We start from the raw sequence: 26,871 nt of genomic DNA on the forward strand, positions 1-26,871 counted from the left end.
TTGCCGCTCTCTTTATAGCGCTTTCCGCCGAATCTCCTCCGCCCATCGTTTCTTCCTGAACACCGTACCCGGCCAGGGTTTGAGAAGCTATTTAGCGGCCGAGGGAGTGGTTCTGTCCACGTGCGCTTCCGAGGTTCGTGACTCCCGATTCTCCGCTTTTTGGGGGGCCGCAAGTCGCTTGCCCGATCTGTGTTGGCGGCCGAAGAGCCTACACAATGCCCGTTTTGAGCCTCTTGTGCAGTATTTTCGAGCACCCTGTTCCCACCACGCGTGTGCAAAGAATAGTCGCGTTCGCGTGGCTGGCCGATCAGGCTGGCGTTTGGCGATTCGGCGCCGCGTGGCGTCTGCGAGGTTTGGTGCAACGCAAGACTGCAGATCGCGGAACGGCCGGCGCTGCGCTGGTGCAAGCCGCGGATCGCTGTGGACGGGGGAGCGGTCTGTCATCCAGTTACGCTGATGGACCAGGAGCCGAAGGGTAGACGCGCGGGCATGCCGCTCTATTGTATTCCTGGTGACATCGCCTGTCTGAGCGAGCCCCCAAGATGTCGTTCCGTGGAATCGACTACGCTCGTACGATCGGCTGCACAGCCGTAACGATCGTGGCGATGCCGGCGTTTCACGCACAGCGACCCGTGAGACCGTTTGGCATCCTTAATGACGGGTTGCGCGGCGACCTCGTGACACTGCGCAAGGCGCCTGGATGAACCACCGAGCCGAAACCCGCCGTGTGCGTGCAGCGGCCGTCATGCCGTCTATGGAAAACCTTTCGGGTCCTCACGTGCTGGAAATGACTGGGTGAATACGCTTGGCGTGCCTCTCGACCCGTCTGCGCGGCAGGCGGATGGAAGCGCGATTCCAGAGGCGCAACCGCGGCGGCGGCATTGGGGGGCATCAAGGCGTGCGAAATGTGGGCGTTCTCGCGCGGGCGCGCAGCGTGAGCGCTGCGGACCCTGGAAGCAGGCGGGGTGAAGCGAAGTAGAGAGAAAAGGGCATCCGACAGGCGGACACCCGATGACGACGTCTGACCGACCAAGGCTTCCACATCGTCACCGGGTGCCGCTTTCGGACCCCACTGGCCGCCCTCAGCCCAGAGCGGCACCGATTTGCCCCGCGGCGGTTGCCGCCGCCGCGAAGCGCCCCACAGGAGGCCGGCGCGGTGTAACGCGCTCCAGCCCGAATACGTGATCGGGTACTGCGAGCGGTTCGCGTGCAACATCGCGCGAACCGCCGCCAGGCAGCCGCCGACGCGAAGCGTCGGGCGGCCGGGCTTTTCAGCCCGTCAACACAAGGTCCTCGCGCGGACTCAAGCGGCCTTGACTTGCGCGGCCGGCTCGGCAATCTCGAAGTTCGCCATGATCTCGAGCGCGCGGATCATCGCCGAGTGGTCCCACGCCTTGCCGCCGTTCGCCGCGCACACGCTGAAGAGCTGCTGTGCGCTCGCCGTGTGCGGGAGCGCGATGCCGAGCTTGCGCGCGCCGTCGATCGCGAGGTTCAGGTCCTTCTGGTGCAGCTCGATGCGAAAGCCCGGATTGAACGTGCGCTTCGTCATGCGCTCGCCATGCACTTCGAGAATGCGCGATGAGGCGAAGCCACCCATCAGCGCACGGCGCACGCGCTCGGGGTCCGCGCCGGAGCGCGCTGCGAACAACAGCGCTTCGGCAACCGCCTCGATGTTGAGCGCGACGATGATCTGGTTCGCCACCTTGCAGGTCTGGCCCGCGCCGTTGTCGCCGATCAGCGAAATGTTCTTGCCCATCAGCTCGAAGAGCGGCTTCGCAAGATCGAACGACTTTTGCGGGCCGCCCACCATGATCGTGAGCGTGGCCTCGCGGGCGCCGACTTCGCCGCCCGAGACCGGCGCGTCGAGGTAGTCGCAGCCGAGCGCGTTGATCTGCCTGGCGAACTGTTGCGTTTCGATGGGCGAGATCGAGCTCATGTCGATCACGAGCTTGCCGGCGGAAAGGCCCTTGGCGACGCCGTCGTCGGCAAACAGCACGTTGGCCACGTCGGGGGTGTCGGGCACCATCACGATGACGATGTCCGAAGCCTTCGCCACGGCCGTCGAGTCGGCGACGACTTCGGTTTGCGCGCGCAGGTCGTCGGGCACCGGGTACTTGCCGTTCACGGCGAGCGTGTGGCCGCCCTTGATGAGATTGCGCGCCATGTGCGCGCCCATGATGCCGAGTCCGATAAAGCCAATCTTTGCCATCTTTGTGTCTCCATTAAGGCGAATGCGGTGGTGTCGCGTGTCCCGGGCGAGCCGTCATGCGTGTTCGGCGGTGCGCTGCTTCGCGCCGCGCAGCCAGCCCAGACCTTCGGTGGTCGTCGTGCGCGGCTTGTACTCGCAGCCGATGTAGCCCTCGTAGCCGAGCGTATCGAGCAGGTCGAACAGGAACGGGTAGTGGATTTCGCCTGTGCCTGGCTCGTTGCGTCCGGGGTTGTCGGCGAGCTGGATATGCGCGATCTTCGCGAAGTGTTTCTTGATGGTCGCGGCGAGCTCGCCCTCCATGCGCTGCATGTGATAGATGTCGTACTGCAGGAAGAGGTTGTCCGAGCCGGTATGCGCGATCACGTCGAGCGCTTCGGCGGAGCGGTTCAGCGCGAAGCCGGGAATGTCGTACGAGTTGCACGGCTCGACCAGCAGGCGGATGCCTTCGCGCTTGAGCTCGCCGGCGGCATGGCGCAGGTTCTCGACGATCGTGGCGAACGCCGTATCGCGATCGATGCCCGCCGTCGGAATGCCGACGAGGCAGTTGAGCTGCGGCACCTTGAGCGCCTTCGCGTATTCGATCGCACGGCCAACGCCTTCCTGGAACTCGCCGCGGCGCTCTGGCAGACAGGCAATGCCGCGCTCGCCCGCTTCCCAGTTGCCGGCGGGCAGGTTGTGGAGCACGAGCTTCAACCCGTTCGCTTCGAGCCGCTCGGCCAGTTCGGCGGCCTTGTACGGATACGGGAACAGGAATTCCACGGCGTCGAAGCCCGCTTGCGCTGCTGCGGCGAAGCGGTCGACGAAGGGCACTTCGTTGAACAGCATGGTGAGGTTCGCGGCGAATTTCGGCATGGGGGGTATCTCTCGGGGCGGTGAGTGAGTCAATCGGTGAGGGCCGCTTTTCGCGCCTTGGGGCGGTAACTGGCTGGGCGCGAAAAGCGGGCGATGCGAATCAACGAATCATCAGGATTGCAGAGCGATGGCGGTCGGTGCGTGCTCGGGCTTCTCCGCGAGTTCTTCGAACTCGTTGATCGCGTCGATTTCGGTGCCCATCGAGATGTTGGTCACGCGCTCGAGGATCACTTCCACGACGACCGGCACGCTGAACTCGGCGGTGAGCGCCTGCGCCTGCTTGAGCGCCGGGGCGATCTCCTCGGGCTTGGTCACGCGCAGCGCCTTGCAGCCGAGGCCTTCGGCCACCGCGATGTGATCGACGCCATAGCCGTTCACTTCAGGCGCGTTGATGTTCTCGAATGCGAGCTGCACGCAGAAGTCCATGTCGAACTGACGCTGCGCCTGGCGGATCAGGCCGAGGTACGAGTTGTTCACGACCACGTGGATGTACGGCAGCTTGAACTGCGCGCCCACGGCCAGCTCTTCGATGAGGAACTGGAAGTCGTAGTCGCCCGAGAGCGCCACGATGGGGCGCGTCGGATCGGCCGCGCGCACGCCGAGCGCCGCCGGAATCGTCCAGCCGAGCGGGCCCGCCTGGCCGCAGTTGATCCAGTTGCGCGCCTTGTAGACGTGCAGGAACTGCGCGCCCGCGATCTGCGAAAGGCCGATCGTGCTCACGTAGCACGTGTCGCGGCCAAACGCCTTGTTCATCTCTTCGTACACGCGCTGCGGCTTGATCGGCGTGTTCTCGAAGTGCGTCTTGCGGTGCATCGTGCGCTTGCGTTGCTGGCACTCGGCCACCCAGGCGCTGCGGTCCTTGAGCTTGCCCGCGGCCTTCCATTCCTGCGCGACTTCGACGAAGAGCTCGAGCGCGGCCTTCGCGTCGGAGACGATCCCCAGATCCGGGCCGAACACCCGGCCGATCTGCGTGGGCTCGATATCGACGTGCACGAACTTGCGGCCCTTCGTGTAGACCTCGACGCTGCCCGTATGGCGGTTCGCCCAGCGGTTGCCCACGCCCAGCACGAAGTCGGAGGCGAGCATCGTGGCATTGCCGTAGCGGTGCGAGGTCTGCAGGCCGACCATGCCGGCCATGAGCGGATGGTCGTCGGCGATGGCGCCCCACGACATGAGCGTCGGGATCACGGGCACGCCCACCGTTTCGGCGAATTGCACGAGCAGGTCTTCGGCCGCCGCGTTGATCACGCCGCCGCCCGAAACGATGAGCGGCTTCTCGCTTGCATTGAGGAGGTCGAGCGCGGCCTCGATCTGCTTGCGCGTTGCCTTCGGCTTGTAGACCGGCAGCGGCTCGTAGGTCTCGATGTCGAACTCTATTTCGGCGAGCTGCACGTCGATCGGCAGATCGACGAGCACCGGGCCCGGACGGCCCGAGCGCATCAGATGGAACGCCTGCTGGAACACGCGCGGCACGAGCGCCGGCTCGCGCACCGTGACGGCCCACTTGGTGACGGGCTTGGCGATCGACTCGATGTCGACGGCCTGGAAGTCTTCCTTGTAGAGGCGTGCGCGCGGTGCCTGGCCCGTGATCGCGAGGATGGGGATCGAATCGGCGGAAGCCGAATAGAGGCCCGTGATCATGTCGGTGCCCGCGGGGCCCGAGGTGCCGATGCACACGCCGATGTTGCCGGGCGCGGCGCGCGTATAGCCCTCGGCCATGTGCGAGGCGCCCTCGACGTGGCGCGCCAGCACGTGGGTGATGCTGCCGGCCTTCCTGAGCGCCGAATAGAACGGATTGATCGCGGCGCCCGGCACGCCGAAAGCGGTATCGATGCCTTCTTTTTCGAGCACCAGAACGGCAGCGTCGACGGCTCTCATCTTGGCCATGAAATGTCTCCTGAATGTCGCAATTGCCTGAATGACAAACGCTTGGGATGCGGCGGTTGAGGCCACTTTAGGGGTGCCGGAAAGGTTTGATAAGATCAGTCCAGGTCGTTTATTCCGAAACAAAAAGTATGGAATGCCCGCGAGGCGGCGTTTCTGGCGCACGGCTCGAGGGTTAGGGAGACAGGCGATGGACCGCTTCAAGCAGATCGAAACCTTCGTGCGCGTCGCGGACGCGGGCAGCCTCGCGGCGGCGGCGCTCGAGGAAGGCGTCTCGCCGGTGATACTCGGGCGGCGCATCGACGCGCTGGAAAAGCGCCTCGGCGTGAAGCTGATTTATCGCTCGACACGCCGGCTCGTGGTGAGCGAGGAGGGCGCGGCGTTCCTCGAGCGCTGTCGCGGGCTGCTCGCCGACTGGGATCAGGCCGAGAACGAGCTTTCGGCCGGCCGGCAGGTCGTGAACGGCCATCTGATCGTCTCGGCGCCCGCGGCGTTCGGGCGCAAGCACGTCGCGCCGCTCGCGCCCGCGTTTCTCGCCGACAAGCCCGAGCTGCAGGTTTCGTTCAACCTGACCGACCGCGTGGTCGATCTCGTGCGCGAGGGCTATGACCTGTCGATCCGCATTGGCGGGGCGGTGGATCCGAATTTCGTCGCGGTGAAGCTCGCCACGAACCGCCGCGTGGTGTGCGGCACGCCTGAATACTTTCGCAAGCACGGCCGCCCGAAAACGCTCGAAGACCTGCCCAACCACAACTGCCTCGCATTCAACCTGCAGGGTGGGCAGAACCGCGGCTGGTACTTCAGCCGCAACGGCAAGCTCGTGACCGTGCGCGTGGGCGGCACGCTCGACTGCAACGACGGCGAACTGCTGCACCGCTGGGTGACCGAGGGGCTCGGACTCGGCTGGCGCTCGACCTGGGAGATCGATGCCCAGCTCGTGCATGGCGAGCTCGAAACCGTGCTCGACGAGTACGCGTTGCCCGACTACGACATCCTCGCGGTGTATCCGCAGCAGCGGTACGTGCCGGCGCGAGTGCGCTATTTCATCGATTACCTGAAAGAGGTGTACGCGCGGCCGGGGTACTGGGGCGGCGCGTAGGCGGCCAGCCGAGAAGCGGCGTTCAGCCGACCGCTGTTACGCCGTTCGCCGTTCGGGGGTGAGGTTTCCGTGCGAAATGGCGGCTGTCGTATCGGTTTCGCAGGCTGCGCATACGTCATTTAATATTCGTTTTCCTGTGCGCACAGCGGGAATAAACTGGCCCCGGCGTCAGTAATGCATGCATTGCGGCCAGGGTCGCGCGAACCAGACGAAGACGCGAGGGAACGACGTGGGCGAATCCGCATACGAGCAGGATGAGGCAGCGCGCAGCCGCCGTTTCCAGGCGCTGGCGCTGCCGCATCTCGATGCGGCCTACAACCTCGCGCGCTGGCTCTCGCGCAATCCGGGCGACGCGGAGGACATCGTGCAGGAAGCGTATCTACGCGCGTTCCGCTTCTTCGACGCGTTTCGTGGCGACGAAGCCCGCCCCTGGCTGCTCACGATCGTGCGACGCGTGTGGTACGACGAGTGGCGGCGGCGCTCTGGCGCGGAAGAGGTGGCGCCATTCGACGAGTTGCGCGACGATGCGCCACTCGAAGGCTGGGAGACGGGCGGCGTCGATCCTGAGACGCTCGCCATCCGTGCCGAGGACGCGCGCCACGTGCATGACGCGCTCCAGCGCCTGCCGGTGGAGTACCGTGAAGTGCTGGTGCTGCGCGAGCTGGAGGAGCTTGGCTACCGCGAGATCGCGGCCATCGCGGACTTGCCGGTCGGCACGGTGATGTCTCGACTCGCGCGCGGCCGGCGGCGCCTTGCGACGCTGCTGGCGGCTCACCGGGGTGGCGGCGAGCGTGGCCGGGCGGCGGCGGCCGAAGACGCCAACCATGCCGCAGGCGAATCGGCGGCTCGTGCGCAGGCTTGCGCGGACGACATGGCAGGGGGCACGGCAAGCAGTCAAGCCAGGAGATCATCCGGCCGCGAAACCAGCGGCCGTTTCCGCGAAAATCCAGCCGCCGACGACGGAGCGCCATTGCGCCGTCGCCCGCGTCCCGAAGGCCCCACTACGGAGGCGCCCGATGAACTGTGACGAAGCGCGCCCGCTGGTCGACGCGAGCGTCGATCGCGAACTCTCCGCCGCCGACGAGTGGCGCGTGCGCGAGCATCTGGCCGGGTGCGCGCAATGCCGCCGCGTTGCCGAAGACGCGCAGGCCATCTCTCGCGTGATCCGCTCGGTGCCCTATCACCGTGCGCCCGCGGGGCTCGCCGCGCGCATCGCCGCGGCGCTGCCGGCAACGGATGTGGAGCCCGAAACGGCATCGTCTTCTCCCGCGTCTGCCGCGCGCGGTGCGAGCGGGTGGCGGGAGTGGTTGCGCAGCTGGCGGCCGCGCGGCGCGGTGGCAACCGGCAGCGGCTATCGAGGCGCCGAGGGCAGCGGCGGTCCACGCGCGGCGACGCTTGCATGGTTCGGCTGCGCCGTCCTGGTCCTGTGCGCGCTCGCGGTGACCGCCACGCTGCAAATGCGTCGCCCGGCTGCGGAGGTCGCGTTCGTCGACGATCTCGTTTCGAGCCACGTACGGGCGCAGATCTCGGGCCGCGATATCGACGTGATCTCGACGGACCGCCACACCGTGAAGCCGTGGTTCAACGGCCGCATCGACTACGCGCCGCCCGTTTTCGATCTCGCGCAGCAAGGCTTCGCGCTCGCAGGTGGGCGTCTCGACTATGTGGGGCGCGAGCGTGTCGCCGTGCTCGTCTATCACTATCGCAAGCACGTGATCGACGTCTATGTGTTCCCACCCGGCTCGAATGGGCCGGCCGTCTCGGGCGGCGCACCGCCGCGAGCGAGCGAGGGCTACGCGCTGCTGCGCTGGGAGGCGGCGGGCATGACGTTGTGGGCGGTGACGGATGCCGGCGCAGATGCGCTCGACGGCTTGCGCGCGGCACTCGATGCGCGGCTCGCCGCCGGCGCGAGCGAGGCAGCCGGCGGCTAGGCGTTGCAGCAGAGGGTGGGCGAGCGGGATGCAGAGGGGCCGCAGGCGCGCCGCTTGTCTATCCGCCGTCCGCCCGCCGTCCGCCCGCCATCCGCCCGCTGTCCGCCCCCTGGTGCCACTCAATGGCGCCGCAAGTCATTGAAAATACGCCCGAATCATCGCGCCGAAGCTCGATCTGGCTTGCGCGCGCAGTCCATACGCGCTACAATCTTCGGCTTCTCACTTGCCGCACCGGTTCCGACGCCCGGGCGGCTTCTATCCAAAAGTAAGCACAAGGAGTGACACATGCGTCATTACGAAATCGTCTTCATCGTGCACCCCGATCAAAGCGAGCAAGTGCCCGCGATGATCGAGCGCTATAAGGGCACGATCACCTCGCACGGTGGCCAGATCCACCGCATCGAAGACTGGGGCCGTCGTCAACTGGCCTACATGATCGAGAAACTCGCGAAGGCTCACTACGTCTGCATGAACATCGAATGCGACCAGGCTACGCTCGACGAACTGGAACACGCGTTCAAGTTCAACGACGCTGTCCTGCGTCACCTCATCGTCAAGATGAAGAAGGCTGAAACTGGCCCGTCGCCGATGATGAAGGAAGTGCAGCGCGAAGAAGCCAAGAAGGCGGCTGCCCAGCCGACCGAAGCGCAGGCTTAATTACACAAGCCACCAGGATTTACGCAAAGCCACAAGCCACGCCACGTGAACAGGCTGCAACTCACGGCTAGCGTCGTCGAACGCGAACCGGTGCGGTATACCCCCGCCGGCGTTCCGATTGCGAGCGTCACGTTGCAGCACCGCACGGAGGTCGTCGAGGCCGGCATCGCCCGACTCGTCGAACTCACGATGCCCGCGGTGGCCGCCGGCCGAGCATGCGGTCTGCTCGAAAGCTGCGAAATGGGCGTGGAAGCGCTCTTCACCGGCTTTCTGGCGAAAAAGCACCGCAATGCGCGAACCCTGGTGTTTCATATCACCGAAATGCAAGGCACAGGAAAGGACTAATCATGCCCCGCCCGACTGGTAAGAAATTCGACAAGCGTCGTCAGCAACAAAACCCGCTCTTCAAGCGCAAGAAGTTCTGCCGCTTCACGGCTGCAGGCGTCGAGCAGATCGACTACAAGGACATCGAAACGCTGAAGGACTTCATCGGCGAAAACGGCAAGATCACGCCGGCACGCCTGACGGGTACGAAGGCCCACTATCAGCGTCAGCTGGACACGGCTATCAAGCGCGCGCGTTTCCTCGCGCTGATGCCGTACACCGACCAGCACAAGGCCTAATAAGACGACGCTACAAGGAGCAATAGAATGCAGATCATTCTTCTGGAAAAAGTCGTCAACTTGGGCAACCTCGGCGACATCGTCAAGGTGAAGGACGGTTACGCACGTAACTTCCTGATCCCGAACAAGAAGGCTCGCCGTGCCACGAAGGACGCGATCGCCGAATTCGAAGTTCGCCGCGCCGAACTCGAAAAGGCCGCTGCTGAGAAGCTGGCAGCTGCTCAGGCAGAAGGCGAAAAGCTGAACGGCCTGACCGTTCAGATCGGCCAGAAGGCTGGCGTGGACGGCCGTCTGTTCGGCTCGGTCACGAACGCCGACATCGCAGCCGCGCTCACGAAGCAAGGCTTCGCAGTGGAAAAGGCGCAAGTGCGCCTGCCGGAAGGCCCGCTGAAGATGGTGGGCGACCACCCGGTGCAGGTTTCGCTGCACACCGACGTCCTCGTCGACGTCACGGTGTCGGTGCTGGGCGAGCACGCCTAAGCATGCGTGCGGCCCGAGCGGGCCGCACGGGTTCGACGCAAGACTCAGGAAGGGCAGGAGCCGCAGGGCTTCTGCCTTTTTTGTTGCGCGCCGCCAGGCGCCGCGCATTGCATGTTTTCCAGCTTGTTCGACGCGGCCCGCTTGCCCGATAATTGCCCTCCATGAACGCTCCGAAAGATCCCCAACTCGAGTCGCTGAAAGTCCCGCCGCATTCGATCGAAGCCGAACAGTCGGTGCTCGGCGGCCTGTTGCTGGACAACGGCGCCTGGGACCGGATTGCCGACTTCCTCTCGCAAAGCGACTTCTACCGCTACGATCACCGCATCATCTTCGAGCATATCGGCCGGCTGATCGCGGCCACGCGCCCGGCCGACGTGGTGACGGTGTACGAAGCGCTCGGCACCTCGGGCAAGGCCGACGACGTAGGCGGGCTCGCGTACCTGAACGCGCTCGCCCAGAACACGCCGAGCGCGGCGAACATCCGCCGCTACGCGGAAATCGTCCGCGACCGCGCGGTGCTGCGCCGTCTCGTCTCCGTCGCCGACGAAATTTCTGCCGACGCCTTCAACCCGCAGGGCAAGGAAGTGCGCCAGCTGCTCGACGAGGCCGAGGCGAAGGTGTTCTCGATCGCCGAGGACGGCGCGCGCGGCACCCAGGGCTTCCTCGAAATCGGACCGCTGCTCACGCAGGTCGTCGAGCGCATCGACACGCTCTATCACACGGCCAACCCGAGCGACGTGACGGGCACGCCCACGGGCTTCATGGACCTCGATCGCATGACCTCGGGCATGCACGGCGGCGAACTCATCATCGTGGCGGGGCGCCCGTCGATGGGTAAAACCGCGTTCTCGATGAATATCGGCGAGTACGTGGCCGTGGAGTACGGCCTGCCGGTCGCGGTGTTTTCGATGGAAATGCCGGGTACGCAGCTCATCATGCGTATGCTCGGCTCGGTCGGTCGACTCGACCAGCACCGCATGCGCACCGGACGCCTCACCGACGAGGATTGGCCCAAGCTCACGCATGCGGTGCAGAAAATGAGCGAAGCGCAAATCTTCATCGACGAAACCGGCGGCTTGAACCCGATGGAACTGCGTTCGCGCGCACGGCGCCTGTCGCGCCAGTGCGGCAAGCTCGGCCTCATCATCATCGATTATCTGCAACTCATGAGCGGGTCGTCGACGGGCGAGAACCGGGCGACCGAGATTTCCGAAATCTCGCGTTCGCTCAAGAGCCTGGCGAAGGAGCTGGACGTGCCCGTGATCGCGCTGTCGCAGCTGAACCGCGGTCTTGAGCAGCGTCCGAACAAACGCCCTGTGATGTCGGACCTGCGCGAATCGGGCGCCATCGAACAGGATGCGGACGTCATCCTGTTCATCTATCGCGACGAAGTCTACAACCCCGACAGTCCCGACAAGGGCACCGCCGAAATCATCATCGGCAAGCAGCGTAACGGGCCGATCGGACCCGTTCGCCTCACGTTCCACGGTCAATACACGAAATTCGACAATTTTGCCGGTGCGCAGAACTTCTACGCCGAATGAGGCGGGTGCCGGGGCGGCTTGCGCCATAGTGGCGCAAATGCCGCTCGCGCGTCCCCGGATCAGTGCGGCTGCCTCAGCCTGACGATACAATGTGGCCGTTTTGTGACGGCTATCTTGCCGTTTTGTGACGGCAATCCGATACCAATTACCGGGATACCAATGTTTGGTCGATTCATGCCCACAGAGGGCAAGTTCTTCGAAATCTTCAATGCGCACGCGAAGTGCATCGTTTCCGCGAGTCGCGAGCTCGAACTGCTGATCGACAACCTCGCTGACGCCGAGGTCCACAAGCAGAATGTGCAGACTGCCGAAAAGGCGGCGGACAAGCTCACTCATGAGGCAATCGACCTGCTGCACAAGACGTTCATCACGCCGCTCGACCGCGACGAGATCCACAAGCTGATCACGACGATGGACGACTGCCTCGACCTCATGGAAGACGTCGCCACGGCCATTTCGCTGTACGACGTGCAGGCGGTGACTTCCGAGGCCAGCCAGCTCGTTCACGTGTGCACGGCCTCGGCCGAGCGCTTGCAGGCGGCCGTGGCGATGCTCTCCGACATGAAGCAGGCGCGCGAGATCCTGAAGGCCTGCGAGGATATCGACCGCCTCGAATCCGAAGCCGACCGGCTGCTGCGCGCCGCGATGTCCAAGCTCTTTCGCGAGGAAGACGACGTCAAGACGCTCATCAAGCTGAAGGCCATCTATGAGCTGCTCGAGACGATTACGGACAAGTGCGAGGATGTCGCGAACATCATCGAAGGCATCGTGCTAGAGAACGCCTGAGCGGACCGCGATGCAATCGATACAACTCGCCATCTGGGCGGTCGCGGGGCTGGTCGCGATTTCCCTCATTTTCGACTTCATGAACGGCTTTCACGACGCGGCGAACTCCATCGCCACCGTCGTGTCCACCGGCGTGCTCAAGCCGCAGCAGGCGGTGGCGTTCGCCGCCATGTTCAACGTGGTGGCCTATTTCGTTTTCCACCTGAAGGTGGCGCAGACGGTGGGCAAGGGGACCATCGACCCTGACATCGTCGACCACTACGTGGTGTTCGGCGCGCTGATGGGCGCAATCGGCTGGAACTTGCTCACGTGGTACTACGGGATTCCGTCGAGCTCCTCGCACGCACTGATCGGCGGGCTCGTGGGCGCGGCACTCGCGAAGTCGGGCTGGACGTCGCTGAACTTCGACGGCCTCATGAAGACCGTGGCGTTCATCTTCATCTCGCCGCTGCTCGGCTTCGTGCTGGGCTCGTTCTTCATGCTCACGGTCTCGTGGCTCTATTTCCGCACGCCGCCTAGCAAGGTGGACCGGCGCTTCAGGCGTTTGCAGCTCCTTTCCGCAGGTCTCTATAGCCTTGGTCACGGCGGCAACGACGCCCAGAAGACCATCGGCATCATCTGGATGCTGCTGATCGCGACGGGTTATGCCTTGCCTGGCGCGGATGCGCCGCCCATCTGGGTGATTGGCGGCTGCTATCTTTCCATGGGCCTCGGCACGCTTTTCGGTGGATGGCGCATCGTGCGCACGATGGGTCAGAAGATCACCAAGCTCAAGCCGGTGGGCGGTTTTTGCGCGGAGGCGGGTGGAGCGCTCACGCTCTTTACCGCTTCGTGGCTCGGTATTCCGGTTTCCACCACGCACACGATCACCGGCGCAATCGTCGGCGTTGGCGCGACGCAGAAGTTGAGCGCGGTGCGCTGGGGCGTAGCCGGGAACATTGTGTGGGCGTGGGTGCTGACCATTCCCGCCTCGGCAACGCTGGCCGCGGCGGCCTGGTGGCTCGGTCACCGCTTCCTGTAACACCTGCGGCACCTTCGGGCGCCGCAGTGCTTTTGAAGCCTCGCCGGCGCCGGGAAAAGGCTCAGATCATTGGCGTGCTGGCGCCGTCCATGGGAATGAGGGCGCCCGTTACGTAGCTTGCGCGGCGGCTCGCGAGGAAAAGCGCGACGTCTGCAATTTCCTCGGGTTTCGCGTAGCGCCCGAGCGGCACCTTAGCCTCGCCGCTGGCCAGTGCCTGGGCGGAGTCGACGCCTTGCCGCTGCGCTTCCAGCTGCACGGCTTCCTGCAGCCGCTCCGTGAGCGTGGAACCCGGATTGATGGCGTTGATGCGGATGCCATAGCGCGCGTGGTAGTGCGCCAGTCCCACTGTGGCGAGCATCAGCGCCGCGTTGGCCGCGCCGCCCGCGATGTGGATGTCGGTCGCGAACTTGCCGCCCATGCCGATGATGTTGACGATCGCGCCCGGCTCCGTGGTCTCGCCCGCCTTGATCCGCTGCACCATGCGGCGCAGCACTTCCTGCTGCGGGTAGATATAGGGAAAATACTTCGCTTCCATCGTGGCCTTGAACGCATCGGCATCGAGCGTTTCCGGGTCGTAGCGTCGCGCCGCCCCCGCGCTGTTGATGAGGATGTCGATCGGGCCTACGGCGGTGGAGACTTCCTCGACCACGTCGGCTGCGCTATGCGCTTCGTGCAGGTCCGCACGGGTGAGGTGAACGTGCAGGCCCTCACTTGCTAGTTGTTCGCGCGCGCGTGCGAGATTGGCCGGATCGCGCGAGACGATCGCCACGCGCGCGCCTTCCCGCGCGAAGGCGCGCGCGCAGGCAAGACCGATGCCTTTGCTGCCGCCTGTCACCAGAACCACCTTCTTGCTGAGTCCGAGATCCATCGCCGCCTCGCTGCGAAAAAGTACCAAAACGATAGCAGAGGCGCGTGGCATCGCAAACAGTACTCGCCGTTCGGCCAGGGGTATGGTGTCGCAGGGCCATGGCAAGCCTCAGTCACCGCTGTTGGCAAAACGTGCGATCGGGTCGTCGCTCGATTGGGTCGGGGCGGGCAAGGCCGCTCCAGCTGTCGAGGCACGCATGATTTGCACGGTGCCTGCCTGCGGCGCGCTGGTCTGGATCGGCGTCGATCTAGCCTCGCCTGCCTGGCGCGTTGCTGCGCCGGCGGTGGGCGGCGGTGGTTCGAAGGCATCGGCGGCGGCGTCGATGGCGTCGCGCGGGGCGCTGGGGGCGATGCCCGTTGCGGTTCCGGGCGCGGGGCCCATGGCAGGGCTGGCGGCGTAAGCCGGCGCGAGCGCGCCGGCGTCGCGCGCCTGTGTTTGCGCGGCACCGAGCGAGGCGGGTGGCGGTTCGAAGGCGTCGGCCGGCGTGGACATGTTCGTGGTAGCCACCGGCACGGCGGAAGGTGCCGCGGCATAGGTAGGCTGCGACGCCGCAGCAACGCGATTCTGGCTGGCCGCGACGACCCGCGCAGCGGGCTGCGCTGCCGCGGGCGCGACGCCCGCTCCTGCAATCGCAGTCGGCGCTGCGCTCACGCCTGGTCCACGGCCGGCAGGCGCGGAGGCTTCCCAGGTCGGCGTATCGAACGGCGTGCGTTTTGGCGGCGCCATGCGGCGGATTCCGTCGAAGCGCTTTGCCCAATAGGGGTTGGTCAGGTAGTCGAGGCGTACTGTGCCGCCAGTGGAAGGCGCATTCACGAAGCGCAGCTTGCCCACGTAGATCCCGACGTGCGAATGCGGCCGCCCAGTCGTGTTGAAAAAGACGAGATCGCCCGGCGCGATTTCGTCGGGTTCGATGGTTTCTCCGCGCCCGCTTATTTCGGCCGTGGTGCGCGGCAGTTCGACGGAGGCCGCGCGCGCCAGCACGTATTTCACGAGGCCGCTGCAATCGAAGCCGCTATCGGGCGTATTGCCGCCCCAGCGATAAGGAATGCCGACGAGGCCCATCGCCTGGATTGAGATTTCCTCGCGGCCCACGCTGTGATCGACGAAATTGGGAAAGCCCGGTGGACGGGTGCGCCAAGCGTCTTCGCTCGACGAACCGCTGCGCGATACCTTTTGCGGCGCGCTCGAACACGCGGCAAGGAGAACGGCAATCAGAAGCAGAAGCCAGAGTCGGCGCATGAAGCGGATGAGGCGCACGCGGTGCATGCGCCATCAGGAAAACGGGTCATGGGCGGATGGTAGCCCGCCAGTCATGGCCTTCGCAAGAACTCCTCACAATTCACTTGAAGTTTGTGCGCCAACTGTTGCTCTTTCGGGACGCCTGGCCAATAAAAAAGGACCGTACCCGGTTTCCCGGATACGGTCCTTGCCCTATGCACGGACGCCGCCGACAGGCAGCGCCCGGTCAACCGATTACAGAATATCCGACGCGTAGTCGGCAAGCCGTGAGCGCTCGCCGCGGGCGAGCGTCACGTGGCCGCTGTGCGCCCAGCCCTTGAAGCGGTCCACGACGTAGGTGAGGCCCGAGCTGCCCTCCGTCAGATACGGCGTGTCGATCTGCGCGATGTTGCCGAGGCAGACGATCTTCGTGCCCGGGCCCGCGCGCGTGACGAGCGTCTTCATCTGCTTGGGCGTGAGGTTCTGCGCTTCGTCGATGATCAGATACTTGTCGACGAAGGTGCGTCCACGCATGAAGTTCATGCTCTTGACCTTCAGGCGCGAGCGGATCAGCTCCTGGGTCGCGGCGCGGCCCCATTCGCCGGCTGCGTCGTCGGTCTTCTGGAGCACTTCGAGGTTATCGTCGAAAGCGCCCATCCACGGCTGCATCTTCTCTTCCTCGGTGCCCGGCAGGAAGCCGATATCCTCGCCCACCGGCACCGTCGCGCGCGTGACGATGATCTCGTTGTAGCGCTTCTCGTCGAGCACCTGGGCAAGTCCTGCCGCAAGCGCGACGAGCGTCTTGCCCGTGCCGGCCTGGCCGAGCAGCGTGACGAAGTCGATGTCCGGGTTCATCAGCAGGTTCAGCGCGAAATTCTGCTCGCGGTTGCGCGCGGTGATGCCCCACACGTTGTTCTTGTGGTGGCCGTAGTCACGCAGTGTCTGCAGCAGCGCCGTCTTGCCGTTGAGCTCGCGCACGATCGCATGGAACGCCGGCTCGCCGTTCTGTGGTTCGAGATAGACGAACTCGTTCACGAGCATCGAGGCGCACTCGGGGCCCGTCACGCGGTAATAGGTCGTGCCGGTCTTGGTCTCCTGCCAGGACTCCATGCCCTTCGCGTGCCGGGTCCAGAAGTCCTGGGGAAGCGCGCGCACGCCCGAGTAGAGCAGGTCCTTGTCTTCGAGGACCTGGTCGTTGAAGTAGTCTTCCGCGGGCAGACCGAGCGCGTGAGCCTTGATGCGCATGTTGATGTCTTTCGACACCAGCACAACGAGGCGATCCGGCCGGTCGCGCTGCAGCGCGCGCACGACGCCGAGGATCTGGTTGTCGGCCTTGCCTTGGGGCAGACCATCGACCGGATCGATGTGCGTGAGCGTGGTCTGGAAGTACAGGCGCCCGAGCGCCTCGCGGCTGCCGAGGCGGGCAAGCGAAATGCCTTCCGAGATCGGGCCTGCATTCGCGACCAGCTGGTCGAGCGTACGGCTCACCTGGCGCGCGTTGCGCGCGACTTCCGACATGCCTTTCTTGTGGTTGTCGAGTTCCTCCAACGTCATCATCGGCAGATAGACGTCGTGTTCCTCGAAGCGGAAAAGGCAGGTCGGGTCGTGCATCAGCACGTTCGTGTCGAGCACGAAGAGCTTCTGGACTTCAGTGCTCTCCTCGGGGTGCACGCGTTTTTTCGTGCCGGTGCGCGCGACGGGCGCAACGGCACCCGGCGCTTTCGTCGCACCGGGCTTGTCGCTGCGTGCGGCGGGGGCGTCCACGCGCTCGTCACGTGCCTGCAGCGGTTGCAGCAGGGCGGCCGTGGCTTGCTTGCGTTTTCGTGCGGGGGCCGGTGCGACGGGCTCGAGCGCGGCCAGTTCGGCGCTGGCGCTCGAGAGCGGCACCGTACGCAATGTCGTCGCGGCGTTGGCGGCCTGTGTCATCGGCTCGGCCACGCTCGCGGGGCCGTATTCGGCGACATCGGCAGCGTCGTTCTCGCTCGCGGCCTTGCGCGTGCTGCGCGTCGAGCGGGCACGCGCCTTGTATTCTTCGGGCGGCAGCAGGTTGCCGAGCTTGCTGGGGGGGGTAGGCAAAGGCATGGTGTCCCTCGAAAAAATCGGGTCGAGTGGTCGCGGGGTTACCCAGTAAGGCACGCTTTCGGGCGGCGCGTACGGATGCCGGGTAGGCGCCCGTCGTTACCGCGCAGGGTGCGCGCTCAGGTCAGAAAATGCCGGTTCGCCTGGTTTTCGATCAGCTCCTTGACGTTTGCGCACCGGGTCGCAAAGCCGGCGCGCTTTGAGAGAAAAGCGGGAGAAAAGCGAAAGGGAACAGCGAGGTACCAACAAAAAAGCCGCCGCCCCGGATGACGAGGCAAGCGGCTTCATTTCGGTGATGACACGTTGCCTCGGATGCGCATTTCCGGTCATCCAGTGACCGGCAGCGATACCGCCGCAACGCGACGTAAAAAGGGTTGGACAGGCACTCATTGCAGCCCAATATAACGCTCCTCAAAGCGCTTGTACAGCCTCCAGAACTTCGTCGACATGGCCCGGCACCTTGACTCCGCGCCATTCGCGGCGCAGTACGCCGCGAGCGTCGATGAGGAAGGTCGAGCGTTCGATGCCTCGTACCTGTTTGCCATACATTTTCTTCAATTTGATGACGTCGAACAGCGTGCAGAGCGCTTCGTCGGCATCTGATACCAAGGTAAACGGCAATTCGAGCTTGGCCTTGAAGTTGTCGTGCGAGCGCACGCTGTCACGCGAGACGCCCACGATCTGCGCGCCAGCCTTCTTGAACTTCGGATAGAGATCGCGAAACTGCAGGCCCTCGGTCGTGCAGCCTGGCGTGTTGTCCTTCGGATAGAAGTACAGCACCACCTTGCTGCCCTTCAGGCTCGAGAGCGTGAAGTCGCCACCGGTGGCGGGGGCGGTGAAGTCGGGAACGGGTTGGTCGACTGCGATGGTCACGTCAGGCACGTGGCTCTCCCTTTGTTATTGGCGGGCGTTGCTGCAGCGCTTTCAGGTCCGACGCGCTGCGGTGCCGTTTTGCCGGGACGGCGTGCCGCCCTCGGCGCGGGGCCTGCGCGGGCGTTGGGCCTGGGGGCATGAGCCTCGTGGCGCGTGGGCGGCGGATTCAGCCGGGCTGGACGATCAGCTGGCCGGAACGGCCGGCGATCTCGCCCCAGGTGACAGGGTACGATGGCAGCGAATCCGGGTCCAGCGTCGCATGGTAGTCGCCCATCGTGGCAAACGTATGGCCTTGCGCGCGCCAGCCCGCGAGCAACTGCTCGAACACGGGCGCGAGCTTCTGGCCTTCGAGCTCGGCGTGCAGCGTGAAGACCTGGTCGTGCGGGTTGTGCTCGGTCAACTTGAGCATCCACGCGGCGACCGTGTCGGTGTCGATGCAGTCCACCCCGAGCACTTCGTCGAGCGTGGGCAGCGTCGTGGGCATCTGCACATGGTTCAGCGTGCGGCCCGCCACGACCGGGCGATAAGGCGAATGTCCGCGCCCGTCCGAAGCGTAGCGCATGCCCCACGCGTCGATCTGCTCGAAGGCGGCCTCGTTCATTTGCCAGCCCGCCGCGCCGTGCGTGAGGGGCGGCGCGCCGAAGATCTGCGTGAAGCGCTCGTGGCTCTTCTGCATTTCGCGCACGGTCCAGTCGCGTTCGCGGTTGCGCACGTTGTCCTGCCAGTAGACGTGGTCCCACGTATGGATGCCGCATTCGAAGCCGGCCTCGTGGATCGCGCGCATCTCGGCAGCCGCGCGCACACCTACATCGGGGCCCGGCAGCAGCACGCCGTACATGAGCTGCTTCACGCCGTAATGCTCGACCACGGAAGTGCGCGAGACCTTCTTCAGAAAGCCGGGCCGAAATACGCGACGCAGCGCCCAGCCCGTATGATCGGGGCCGAGGCTGAAGAGAAACGTCGCGCGCGCCTTGTAGCGGTCGAAGATGCGCGCGAGATTGGGCACGCCTTCGCGTGTGCCGCGCAGCGTGTCTACGTCGATTTTCAGGACGATGCGGGCCAAGTGGCGGGGTCCTTTTTCAAGCTTTCCGAGGCGCTTAGTTCTGTTCGACGAGCGCGCGCGCGTCGGACACGTGACCACGGTACGCTTCGAAGATCTTGCGCAGCGCGTCGTCGAAGGTCGACTTCGGCGCCCAGCCGAGTTCCTGCATCGTGTTGTCGATCTTCGGCACGCGGTTCTGCACGTCCTGGTAGCCCGCGCCGTAGTAGGCGCCCGACGACGTTTCGACGAGCTGCACGTGCTTCGCTGTTTCGGCGTACTCGGGGAACTCGGCGGCGAGCGCGAGCATCTTGTGCGCGAGCTCGCGCACCGAGAAGTTGTTGGTCGGGTTGCCGATGTTGTAGATCTTGCCCGACGCGACGCCGTCCTTGTTCGCGATGATCTTCATGAGCGCGTCGATACCGTCGTCGATGTCGGTGAACGCGCGCTTTTGCGCGCCGCCATCGACGAGGCTGATGTTCTCGCCGCGCACGATATGGCCGAGGAACTGCGTCACGACGCGCGACGAACCTTCCTTCGGCGTGTAGATCGAGTCGAGGCCCGGGCCGATCCAGTTGAACGGGCGGAACAGCGTGAAGTTCAGGCCTTCCATGCCGTAGCCCCAGATCACGCGGTCCATGAGTTGCTTCGAGCACGCGTAGATCCAGCGCGGCTTGTTGATCGGACCGTAGGTGAGGGCGGAGGCGTCCGGGTCGAACTGCTCGTCGCTGCACATGCCGTAGACCTCGGAGGTCGACGGGAAGACGAGATGCTTGCGGTACTTCACCGCCGAACGCACGATCGGCAGGTTCGCCTCGAAGTCCAGCTCGAACACGCGCAGCGGCTGCTGCACGTAGGTGGCCGGCGTGGCAATGGCAACGAGCGGCAGGATCACGTCGCACTTCTTGACGTGGTACTCCACCCACTCCTTGTTGATCGTGATGTCGCCTTCGAAGAAGTGCATCCGCTCATGCTTGACGAGATCGCCGAGGCGATCGGTCTGCATGTCCATGCCGAACACTTCCCAGTTCGTGGTTTCGAGGATGCGCTTGGAGAGGTGGTGGCCGATAAAGCCGTTCACACCCAGGATCAGAACTTTTTTGGTCATGGACGGGGGACAGATGAAATGAGTTCGGAGAACGCGGCGGGGCTGACGACGGCCTCCTGGCCGTCATGCTGATGCCGCAGTTCGTGGATCGCGATGGCGCGGCCGTCGCTGCAGACGGCGAAAAGCGCATTATCGCTTACGTGGATGCCGGCGGGCAATCCGGCGAGGGTGCGAACCCTTTCGGCGTCTTGCGTGCCGGGGCGCACGAGGCGCGCGCGGGCGATCACGAAACGCTCGCCGCCGATGTCGGTGAACGCGCCCGGATACGGCGGCGCGACGGCGCGGATCAGGTTGTACACCTGCTGCGCGCTCTGGCTGAAGTCGATGCGGCCGTCTTCGGGTTTGCGCCCGCCGTAGTAGCTGCCTTTGGTGAGGTCGTTTGGCAGATGCGGCGCCTCACCCGCGATCAGTGCGGGCAGCACGCGCCAGAGCGTTTGCTCGGCGGCGACCGTCACCTTGTCGAATACCTGGGCGGCGGTGTCGTCGGGCAGGATCGGCACCGGCGTTTGCGCGACGATGGCGCCCGCGTCGGGCTTCGCGGCCATCTCGTGCAGCGTCGCGCCGGTTTCGGTCTCGCCGTTGAGGACTGCCCAGTTGGTCGGCACGCGGCCGCGGTATTTCGGCAGCAGCGAGCCGTGGACGTTGTACGCGCCGCGCGCGGCGAGCGCAAGCAGGTCCACGGGCAGCATGTGCCGGTAATAGAACGAGAAGATGAAGTCCGGCCGCGCCGCGCAAACGGCCGCGCGCAGCTCGGCGCTCTTCGGATCGGCGGGCGTGACGACCTCGATGCCGTGTTCCTCGGCCACCGACTTCACGCTGCCGAACCAGATGTTCTCGCTCGGGCTGTCCTCATGCGTGACGACGAGCTCCACGTCGACGCCGCCCGCGAGCAGCACCTGCAGGCAGCGCACGCCCACGTTGTGATACGCGAAGACGACGGCGCGCGGCTTCATTGGCGGGCTCCTTCGTTGGCCTGATTCGTGTCGGCGTTCGCGGGTTGCGTCGCCTGCGCGGGCTGCGCGAACGTCGCGGCTTGCACGAAGTCCTGGCGGGGCGCATCGGCCACGACGCGGCCGTTTTGCGCTTCGAGGATCGTCTGGATCAGATAGCGAGGACGCGCACGCACCTGCTGGTAGATGCGGCCGATGTACTCGCCGAGCAGGCCGAGCGCGAAGATGATCACGCCGAGCAGGAAGAACGTGATGGCGAAGAGCGTGAACACGCCTTGCACTTCCGCGCCGATGATGAAGCGGCGAATCAGCAGCAGCACGAAGAGGCCCGCCGAGCCAAGCGACAGAATCACGCCGATGAACGAGAGCCATTGCAGCGGCACGACGGAGAAGCCCGTCACGAGGTCGAAGTTCAGGCGGATGAGGCTATAGAGCGAATACTTCGACTCGCCCGCGAAGCGCTCCTCATGCGCGACATCGACCTCGACCGGGTTCTGCGCGAAGGTATAGGCGAGCGCCGGAATGAACGTGTTGATCTCGCCGCAGCGGTTGATCGTGTCGATGATGCGGCGGTTGTACGCGCGCAGCATGCAGCCCTGGTCGGTCATCTTGATGCGCGTGATGCGCTCGCGCAGTCGGTTCATCGCCTGCGAGGCCTTGCGGCGCCACAGGCTGTCCTGGCGCTGCATGCGGATCGTGCCGACGTAGTCGTAGCCCTCGCGCATCTTCTCGACGAGTTTGCCGATTTCCTCGGGCGGGTTCTGGAGATCGGCGTCGAGTGTGATGACGATCTCGCCGCGCGCCTGCTCGAAGCCCGCGAGAATCGCCATGTGCTGCCCGTAATTGCCGTTGAGCAGGATCGCGCGCGTGGCGTCGGGGCGCGCGCGGAACTGCTCGGCGAGCATCGCGGCCGAGCGGTCGCGGCTGCCGTCGTTGATGAAGATCACTTCGTACGAGGTGCCGAGCTTGTCGAGCGCCGGATACAGGCGCGCGAACAGGGCGGGCAGACCCGCTTCCTCGTTGTAGACCGGAATGATGACCGAGACTTCCGGTGCGTCCGGTGTCAAGGTGCGTTGTTCCGTTTGAGTCATGTGTGCGTCTATTCCGTTGTGTGGTGCGTCGGCTTACTGCGTTGGCGCTCTGGCTAGCGCATGCGCCGCGCAAGCCAGAGCGCCTTTCCCCAGATCGTTCGCCTCGTGCGGGCAGCCTCGCCCGCACGAGGCGGCTTACGTCCTCTACTGGCTTCGCAAAACTTACTTAGCGAACTTCGCGCAAATTTCGTTCACCGCGCGGCACACGCGCGCCACGTCGGCTTCGGTCATCTGCGTGAAGAGCGGCAGCGTGACCGTGGTCGCGCCGAAGCGCTCCGCGTGCGGGAACATGCCCGCCTTGAAACCACGCTCGCGGTAGAGCGTGAAAAGGTGGATGGCCGGGTAATGCACGCCCGAGCCGATGCCGCGCTCCTTGAGCTCCGCCATGAAGCCGCCGCGGTCGATGGCGAGCTTTTCGAGCGGCAGCGTGATCTGGAACATGTGCCAGTTGCTGTTTGTGAAATCGGCGAGCGGCAGGCCCACGCCGAGTTGCACCGCCGCGCCGCCCTCGAGGCCCGCGAAGTAGGCCCGCGCGAGCGCGCGCCGCTGCGCGGTGAAGCGCTCGATGTGCTTGAGCTGGCCGAGCCCGACGCGCGCCGCGACATCGGTGAGATTGTACTTGCCGCCGAGCACGTCGCAGTCCATGCCGTCGAAGCCCGTGCGGGTGATGCCCTGCAGCCGGTACTTCTGCGCGAGCAGCGCTTCGGCCTCGTCGTTGAGGACGAGCGCGCCGCCCTCGATCGACGTGAGGTTCTTGTTGGGGTGGAAGCTGAACGACACGATGTCGCCGATCGCGCCGATGCGCTTGCCGTTCCAGCTCGAGCCGAACGCCTGCGCGGCGTCCTCGATCACGCGCAGCTTGTGCTGGCGGGCGATCGCGTAGAGCCGGTCCATGTCGACGGGCAGGCCCGCGAGGTAGACGGGGATGATCGCCTTCGTCTTCGGCGTGATGGCGGCTTCTAGTTTGTCGAGGTCGATGTTGCGCGTGACGGGGTCGATGTCGGCGAACACGGGCGTCGCGCCCACTTCGTAGATCACGTTGCTCGTGGCGACCCACGAGGCGGGCGTGGTGATGACCTCGTCGCCGGGACCGACGCCGGCAATGCGCAGACCGATTTCGAGCGTGGCCGTACCCGAGTTGAACGCGCGTACGGGGCGGCCGCCGAAATATTCGGAGAGCGCCGCCTCGAACGCCTGGTTCTGCGGGCCGGTCGTGATCCAGCCCGAGCGCAGCACGTCGGCAACGCCCTGAATGGTTTCCTCGTCGATTTCGGGACGCACGAACGGCAGGAACGGAAGAGATGACTGGGTCATGAGTGCTTTACTCTTTGCTCGTCAGAAAGTGAGACCGTGCGCAAGAATGTCGCAGCACGCCTTACGAACGCCTTATATGGGGCGCGGTACGTCATGCAACAAGCAGCGCAGAAACGGGGCGCCGTGGCGTACTAGCTGCGTGCCAGCACGAACACGCCGATCAGGATGATTCCGATGCCGACGAGCCGTTGCACGCTCAGCACCTCGCCGAACAGATACCACGCAGCGAACGCGTTGATCACGTAGCCGAGCGAGAGCATCGGGTAGGCGATCGAGACATCCACGCGCGAGAGCCCGACGATCCACACGACCACGCTCACCACGTAGCAGCCGAGGCCGCCGATGATCGGCAGTTGCGTCGCGAGTTTCCAGCCGATGGGCAGGATGTTCGCACGGCTGAATTCGAAGTGTCCAACGGCATTGACACCCGCTTTCAGCAACAGTTGCGCACATGCGTTCAGGCCGACGCCGGCGAGGATGCAGATCAGGGAAATCGGATTCATCAGAGCGGGTGGTTCAGCGGGTTATCAGGTTATGGGGGCGGATCATGGCTGGGCCCGCCGAGCGCCGCTGGCAGGGCGCCCCGGTCGGCAGGACCCGGCCGCCCCGATTATCGCGCATGTGCTAACCGGGGCTAGGGCGCGCTCAGGATTGCGGCTTCTCGACGATCACGCGCCGCGAATCGCGCGCGATCACCTGCATCGGCAACCCCTGCGCGGCGAGTTCTTCGTAACGCTGCACCGGAATCAGCGCGAGCGCATATTTGTCGGCCTTCCAGCGCGCTTCCCACTCGTCTATGGTCGGCACCCATTTTTGCGGTTCTTCGGAAATGCCGAAGGCGAGCTCATCCGTGACCTGGACCATCGTCATCGTGTGGCGCACGTAGAAGGGCACGGTGTGGTCGAGCACGCCCACCGAGTAGAACGGCGTATCGGGCGGCAGCTTCGCGATGGCCGCGCGCACCGCGGGCGCGAGCGGCGCGCCCGAGCTCAGCGTGCCGAACACGTCGTGGCCCGTGCCCGCGATGGTCGCGAGCAGGAGCCACGCGGCGCCGAGGGCGAGCGCCGGCGCGCGGGCGCCGGTGTCGGGCGTGCGCTTCGCGCGGTTCAGGCGCAGGCCGATCATGGTCCCGACGAAGCCGACCGCGGCCGCGGCGAACACCCACACCTGGAACTCGCGGTAGAGCGCGTTCGGGTTGCGCGCGTCGCCGAAGCGCGTGAGAACGAACGAGCCGGCCATCAGCGCCACGGCGAGCAGCGCGTAGCCCGCGAGATGCCGGCTCCACTGCGCGCGCGTCATGAGCGGCAGATACATGCCGATGATGAGCGCGATCGGCGGTGCGATGGGCAGCGTGTAGGAGATCAGCTTCGAGTGCGAGGCGCTGAAGAACAGGAAGATGAACACCGTCCACACGAGCATCAGCGTGACCGGCGAAAAGCCGTTGGGCTGGCGCGGCGTGCGCAGCGCATGCCGCAGGCTCTGCACGCTGACCGAGAGCCAGGGCAGAAAGCCCACCAGCATGACCGGCACGAAGTAGTAGAACGCGCCGGGGCGGTTCTGCTCGGGCGTGAGATAGCGCCGGAACTGCTGGACGATGAAGAAGAAGTTGAAGAACTCGGGGTTGCGTTGCTGCACGAGGATGAACCACGGCGAGACGATCGCGAAGAAGACGATCAGTCCGCTCACGAGATAGAGGCGCTTCCAGAGCGCCCAGTCGCGCGAAATCCCCGTATAGAGCACGAGCACGGCGCCCGGCAGGATCAGGCCGACGAGGCCCTTCGAGAGTACCGCCATCGCCATGGCCGCCCAGCACACCCACATCCACAGGCGCGCGCTGCCTTTGGGCAGGTTGGGGCGCTGCGCGAGCAGCAGCGCGCAAAGCGTGAGCTCCATCCAGAACGCGAGACCCATGTCGAGCGTATTGAAGTGGCCCATCAGGTTCCAGTACGGCGCGCAGGCGAGCACGAGCGCGGCGAAGAAACCCGTGGCGGCGTTGAACACGCGCGCGCCCGTGAAGCCGATCAGCAGCACGCCCGCGAAGCCGGTGAGCGCCGTGTAGAGCCGCGCCTGCCATTCGCCGAGGCCGAACCACGCGAAGGTGAGCGCGTTCAGCCAGGTTTGCAGCGGCGGCTTTTCGAAGTACTTGTAGCCGTTGTAGCGCGGCGTGATCCAGTCGCCGGTCGCGAGCATCTCGCGCGCCATTTCGGCGTAGCGGCCTTCGTCGCTCGGCAGCAGATGGCGCCAGCCGAGCGGCACGAACCAGATCACGGCGAGGGCGAGGATCAGGAGCAGGATCGTGCTGCGGTTGAGCGGTAGCCTCGATGGCGTATCGTTCATGGTTTTCAACCTGTTCTTGGTGCAGTCGTTGCGGTCGAGGTTCGGGCGGCGCGTGGCGCGGCGGCGGCGTGGCGCGCGGCGTCGCACGCGGCGCGCAAGTGTACTACGTCGCCGCGCGGCGACCTGATGGCAAGCTTAAGGCGGGTCAGCTTTCGATCAGAAGCGCGGCCGCCACGCGGCGGCCTTCGGCCATGAGGATGTTGTAGGTGCGGCAGGCGGCCTTGAAGTCCATTGCCTCGACGCCGATGCGCTTCGCAGCCAGCGCCGCTGTCAGGCGCGGGTGGGGAAAGCGCAGCCGCTCGCCGCTGCCGAACACCACCACCTCGGGCTTGAGCGGGAGCAGCATCTCGAAGAGTTCGGGGGTCAGGGCGTCGAACGCATGAACCGGCCAAAGGGTGACCGGCGATTCGGGCATCACGAGGATGCTGCCTGTGTGGCGTTCGAGATTCACTTCGACGTAGTCGGCGCCGTATCCGGTGACGGTGTTGAGCGCGCCGCTGGAGTCCTGGTGTAGTTTCAAAACAAGGTTCCGGGGTAAGGGCGGTTCGGCCGGGTGCGGCCGCGCGATCGTGCTGGCGCCCGCGCCCGGCGGCAGGCCTGCAAGGCGGCCGTCCGCGGTCTCATGGAGAGCCGCTCCTTGACCATTGCGCATTGCGGAAGTTGGTCAAAATCCGCTAAATTATAACTTTTTAGCCGCCGCTGCGGCGATGCCCGCGGTGAATGCCAGCGGGATAGCCGCGGGGAAGTGCTTCACGCGCCATCCGCGCGTCGGGCAAGAGCAGTCACAAGCTGCCGGGGCGGTCGCAGGGGGCCATGGTGCTGGCGGCACGGCGGCGCGTGTGTCTCGCAGGACTCTTTCAGTGGCGTCGCGCGTGCGCTCGGCGCTTCTCCCGCATAATTGGGCGCCG

At 65.3% G+C, this 26,871-nt stretch carries 25 protein-coding genes; 10 read left to right on the top strand and 15 right to left on the bottom strand.

The annotated features are described in order from the left end of the window. Positions 1–1,303: 1,303 nt before the first annotated feature. The 3 genes from VMJ11_RS33385 to gcl all read right to left on the bottom strand — a co-directional run bounded on the left by VMJ11_RS33385 (position 1,304) and on the right by gcl (position 4,948). Positions 1,304–2,209 carry a 2-hydroxy-3-oxopropionate reductase gene (locus tag VMJ11_RS33385; protein WP_325625404.1) on the bottom strand — a complete coding sequence of 302 codons (906 nt, stop codon included), beginning with the start codon at positions 2,207–2,209 and terminating at the stop codon, positions 1,304–1,306. Between the two features lie 54 nt (positions 2,210–2,263). Continuing rightward, the gene (gene hyi / locus VMJ11_RS33390; RefSeq protein ID WP_325625406.1) at positions 2,264–3,061 is read right to left on the bottom strand and encodes a hydroxypyruvate isomerase; all 798 of its coding nucleotides are present in this window, start codon (positions 3,059–3,061) and stop codon (positions 2,264–2,266) included. A 111-nt stretch (positions 3,062–3,172) separates the two neighbouring features. Further along, positions 3,173–4,948: a glyoxylate carboligase gene (gene gcl, locus VMJ11_RS33395; protein ID WP_325625407.1), complete on the bottom strand. Its 1,776-nt coding sequence runs from the start codon at positions 4,946–4,948 to the stop codon at positions 3,173–3,175. Positions 4,949–5,135: 187 nt separating this feature from the next. On the opposite strand from gcl, the gene VMJ11_RS33400 reads away from it, so the two are divergent. The 10 genes from VMJ11_RS33400 (at position 5,136) to VMJ11_RS33445 (ending at position 13,086) form a co-directional block, all read left to right on the top strand. Further along, entirely contained in the window at positions 5,136–6,044 is a 909-nt protein-coding gene (locus VMJ11_RS33400) for a LysR family transcriptional regulator (RefSeq protein ID WP_325625408.1), read from the top strand. 229 nt (positions 6,045–6,273) lie between these two features. Beyond that, positions 6,274–7,071 (top strand): RNA polymerase sigma factor, encoded by a 798-nt coding sequence (locus tag VMJ11_RS33405; protein WP_325625410.1) that lies wholly within the window; start codon positions 6,274–6,276, stop codon positions 7,069–7,071. Continuing rightward, positions 7,061–7,975 carry a zf-HC2 domain-containing protein gene (locus VMJ11_RS33410; protein WP_325625411.1) on the top strand — a complete coding sequence of 305 codons (915 nt, stop codon included), beginning with the start codon at positions 7,061–7,063 and terminating at the stop codon, positions 7,973–7,975. The genes VMJ11_RS33405 and VMJ11_RS33410 overlap by 11 nt, the downstream gene beginning before the upstream one ends. 285 nt (positions 7,976–8,260) lie before the next feature. Continuing rightward, on the top strand, positions 8,261–8,632 hold the full coding sequence (gene rpsF, locus VMJ11_RS33415; RefSeq protein ID WP_028224726.1) for a 30S ribosomal protein S6: 372 nt from the start codon (positions 8,261–8,263) through the stop codon (positions 8,630–8,632). Between the two features lie 45 nt (positions 8,633–8,677). Next, positions 8,678–8,977, top strand: coding sequence for a primosomal replication protein N (priB, locus tag VMJ11_RS33420; RefSeq protein ID WP_325625413.1), 300 nt, complete (start codon positions 8,678–8,680; stop codon positions 8,975–8,977). 2 nt (positions 8,978–8,979) lie between these two features. Next, positions 8,980–9,255 carry a 30S ribosomal protein S18 gene (rpsR, locus tag VMJ11_RS33425; RefSeq protein WP_028224728.1) on the top strand — a complete coding sequence of 92 codons (276 nt, stop codon included), beginning with the start codon at positions 8,980–8,982 and terminating at the stop codon, positions 9,253–9,255. Positions 9,256–9,282: 27 nt separating this feature from the next. Next, positions 9,283–9,735 (top strand): 50S ribosomal protein L9, encoded by a 453-nt coding sequence (rplI, locus tag VMJ11_RS33430; RefSeq protein ID WP_325625416.1) that lies wholly within the window; start codon positions 9,283–9,285, stop codon positions 9,733–9,735. A 161-nt stretch (positions 9,736–9,896) separates the two neighbouring features. Beyond that, on the top strand, positions 9,897–11,279 hold the full coding sequence (locus VMJ11_RS33435) for a replicative DNA helicase (protein WP_325625418.1): 1,383 nt from the start codon (positions 9,897–9,899) through the stop codon (positions 11,277–11,279). Positions 11,280–11,438: 159 nt separating this feature from the next. After that, on the top strand, positions 11,439–12,065 hold the full coding sequence (locus VMJ11_RS33440; protein WP_325625420.1) for a DUF47 domain-containing protein: 627 nt from the start codon (positions 11,439–11,441) through the stop codon (positions 12,063–12,065). A gap of 10 nt (positions 12,066–12,075) precedes the next feature. Then, entirely contained in the window at positions 12,076–13,086 is a 1,011-nt protein-coding gene (locus tag VMJ11_RS33445) for an inorganic phosphate transporter (RefSeq protein WP_325625421.1), read from the top strand. Positions 13,087–13,147: 61 nt separating this feature from the next. Here the strand turns inward: VMJ11_RS33445 and VMJ11_RS33450 are convergent, their stop codons facing one another. From VMJ11_RS33450 to VMJ11_RS33505, 12 genes are all read right to left on the bottom strand, one after another. Continuing rightward, a complete protein-coding gene (locus tag VMJ11_RS33450; RefSeq protein WP_325625423.1) occupies positions 13,148–13,954 on the bottom strand; it encodes an SDR family oxidoreductase in 807 nt (268 codons plus the stop codon). Positions 13,955–14,062: 108 nt separating this feature from the next. Then, entirely contained in the window at positions 14,063–15,193 is a 1,131-nt protein-coding gene (locus VMJ11_RS33455) for a C40 family peptidase (RefSeq protein WP_325625447.1), read from the bottom strand. Positions 15,194–15,427: 234 nt separating this feature from the next. Next, positions 15,428–17,254, bottom strand: a complete 1,827-nt coding sequence (locus tag VMJ11_RS33460; RefSeq protein WP_325625425.1) for a PhoH family protein — start codon at positions 17,252–17,254, stop codon at positions 15,428–15,430. 408 nt (positions 17,255–17,662) lie between these two features. Continuing rightward, the gene (locus VMJ11_RS33465) at positions 17,663–18,124 is read right to left on the bottom strand and encodes a peroxiredoxin (RefSeq protein WP_325625449.1); all 462 of its coding nucleotides are present in this window, start codon (positions 18,122–18,124) and stop codon (positions 17,663–17,665) included. A gap of 166 nt (positions 18,125–18,290) precedes the next feature. After that, entirely contained in the window at positions 18,291–19,187 is an 897-nt protein-coding gene (locus VMJ11_RS33470; RefSeq protein ID WP_325625427.1) for a polysaccharide deacetylase family protein, read from the bottom strand. 34 nt (positions 19,188–19,221) lie between these two features. After that, the gene (locus VMJ11_RS33475) at positions 19,222–20,271 is read right to left on the bottom strand and encodes a bifunctional UDP-4-keto-pentose/UDP-xylose synthase (protein WP_325625428.1); all 1,050 of its coding nucleotides are present in this window, start codon (positions 20,269–20,271) and stop codon (positions 19,222–19,224) included. Then, the gene (locus VMJ11_RS33480; protein ID WP_325625429.1) at positions 20,268–21,224 is read right to left on the bottom strand and encodes a formyltransferase; all 957 of its coding nucleotides are present in this window, start codon (positions 21,222–21,224) and stop codon (positions 20,268–20,270) included. Before VMJ11_RS33480 ends, VMJ11_RS33475 begins: the two co-directional genes overlap by 4 nt. Continuing rightward, entirely contained in the window at positions 21,221–22,312 is a 1,092-nt protein-coding gene (locus VMJ11_RS33485; RefSeq protein ID WP_325625431.1) for a glycosyltransferase, read from the bottom strand. Before VMJ11_RS33485 ends, VMJ11_RS33480 begins: the two co-directional genes overlap by 4 nt. Before the next feature lie 162 nt (positions 22,313–22,474). Continuing rightward, on the bottom strand, positions 22,475–23,626 hold the full coding sequence (locus VMJ11_RS33490) for a DegT/DnrJ/EryC1/StrS aminotransferase family protein (RefSeq protein ID WP_325625432.1): 1,152 nt from the start codon (positions 23,624–23,626) through the stop codon (positions 22,475–22,477). A 131-nt stretch (positions 23,627–23,757) separates the two neighbouring features. Next, positions 23,758–24,129: an EamA family transporter gene (locus tag VMJ11_RS33495; RefSeq protein ID WP_325625434.1), complete on the bottom strand. Its 372-nt coding sequence runs from the start codon at positions 24,127–24,129 to the stop codon at positions 23,758–23,760. A 142-nt stretch (positions 24,130–24,271) separates the two neighbouring features. Beyond that, a complete protein-coding gene (locus VMJ11_RS33500; RefSeq protein WP_325625435.1) occupies positions 24,272–25,963 on the bottom strand; it encodes a glycosyltransferase family 39 protein in 1,692 nt (563 codons plus the stop codon). A gap of 145 nt (positions 25,964–26,108) precedes the next feature. Further along, the gene (locus VMJ11_RS33505; protein ID WP_325625451.1) at positions 26,109–26,483 is read right to left on the bottom strand and encodes an Mth938-like domain-containing protein; all 375 of its coding nucleotides are present in this window, start codon (positions 26,481–26,483) and stop codon (positions 26,109–26,111) included. Positions 26,484–26,871: the final 388 nt, after the last annotated feature.

The sequence above is a fragment of the Paraburkholderia sp. genome, from assembly GCF_035501035.1.
Lineage (GTDB): Bacteria > Pseudomonadota > Gammaproteobacteria > Burkholderiales > Burkholderiaceae > Paraburkholderia.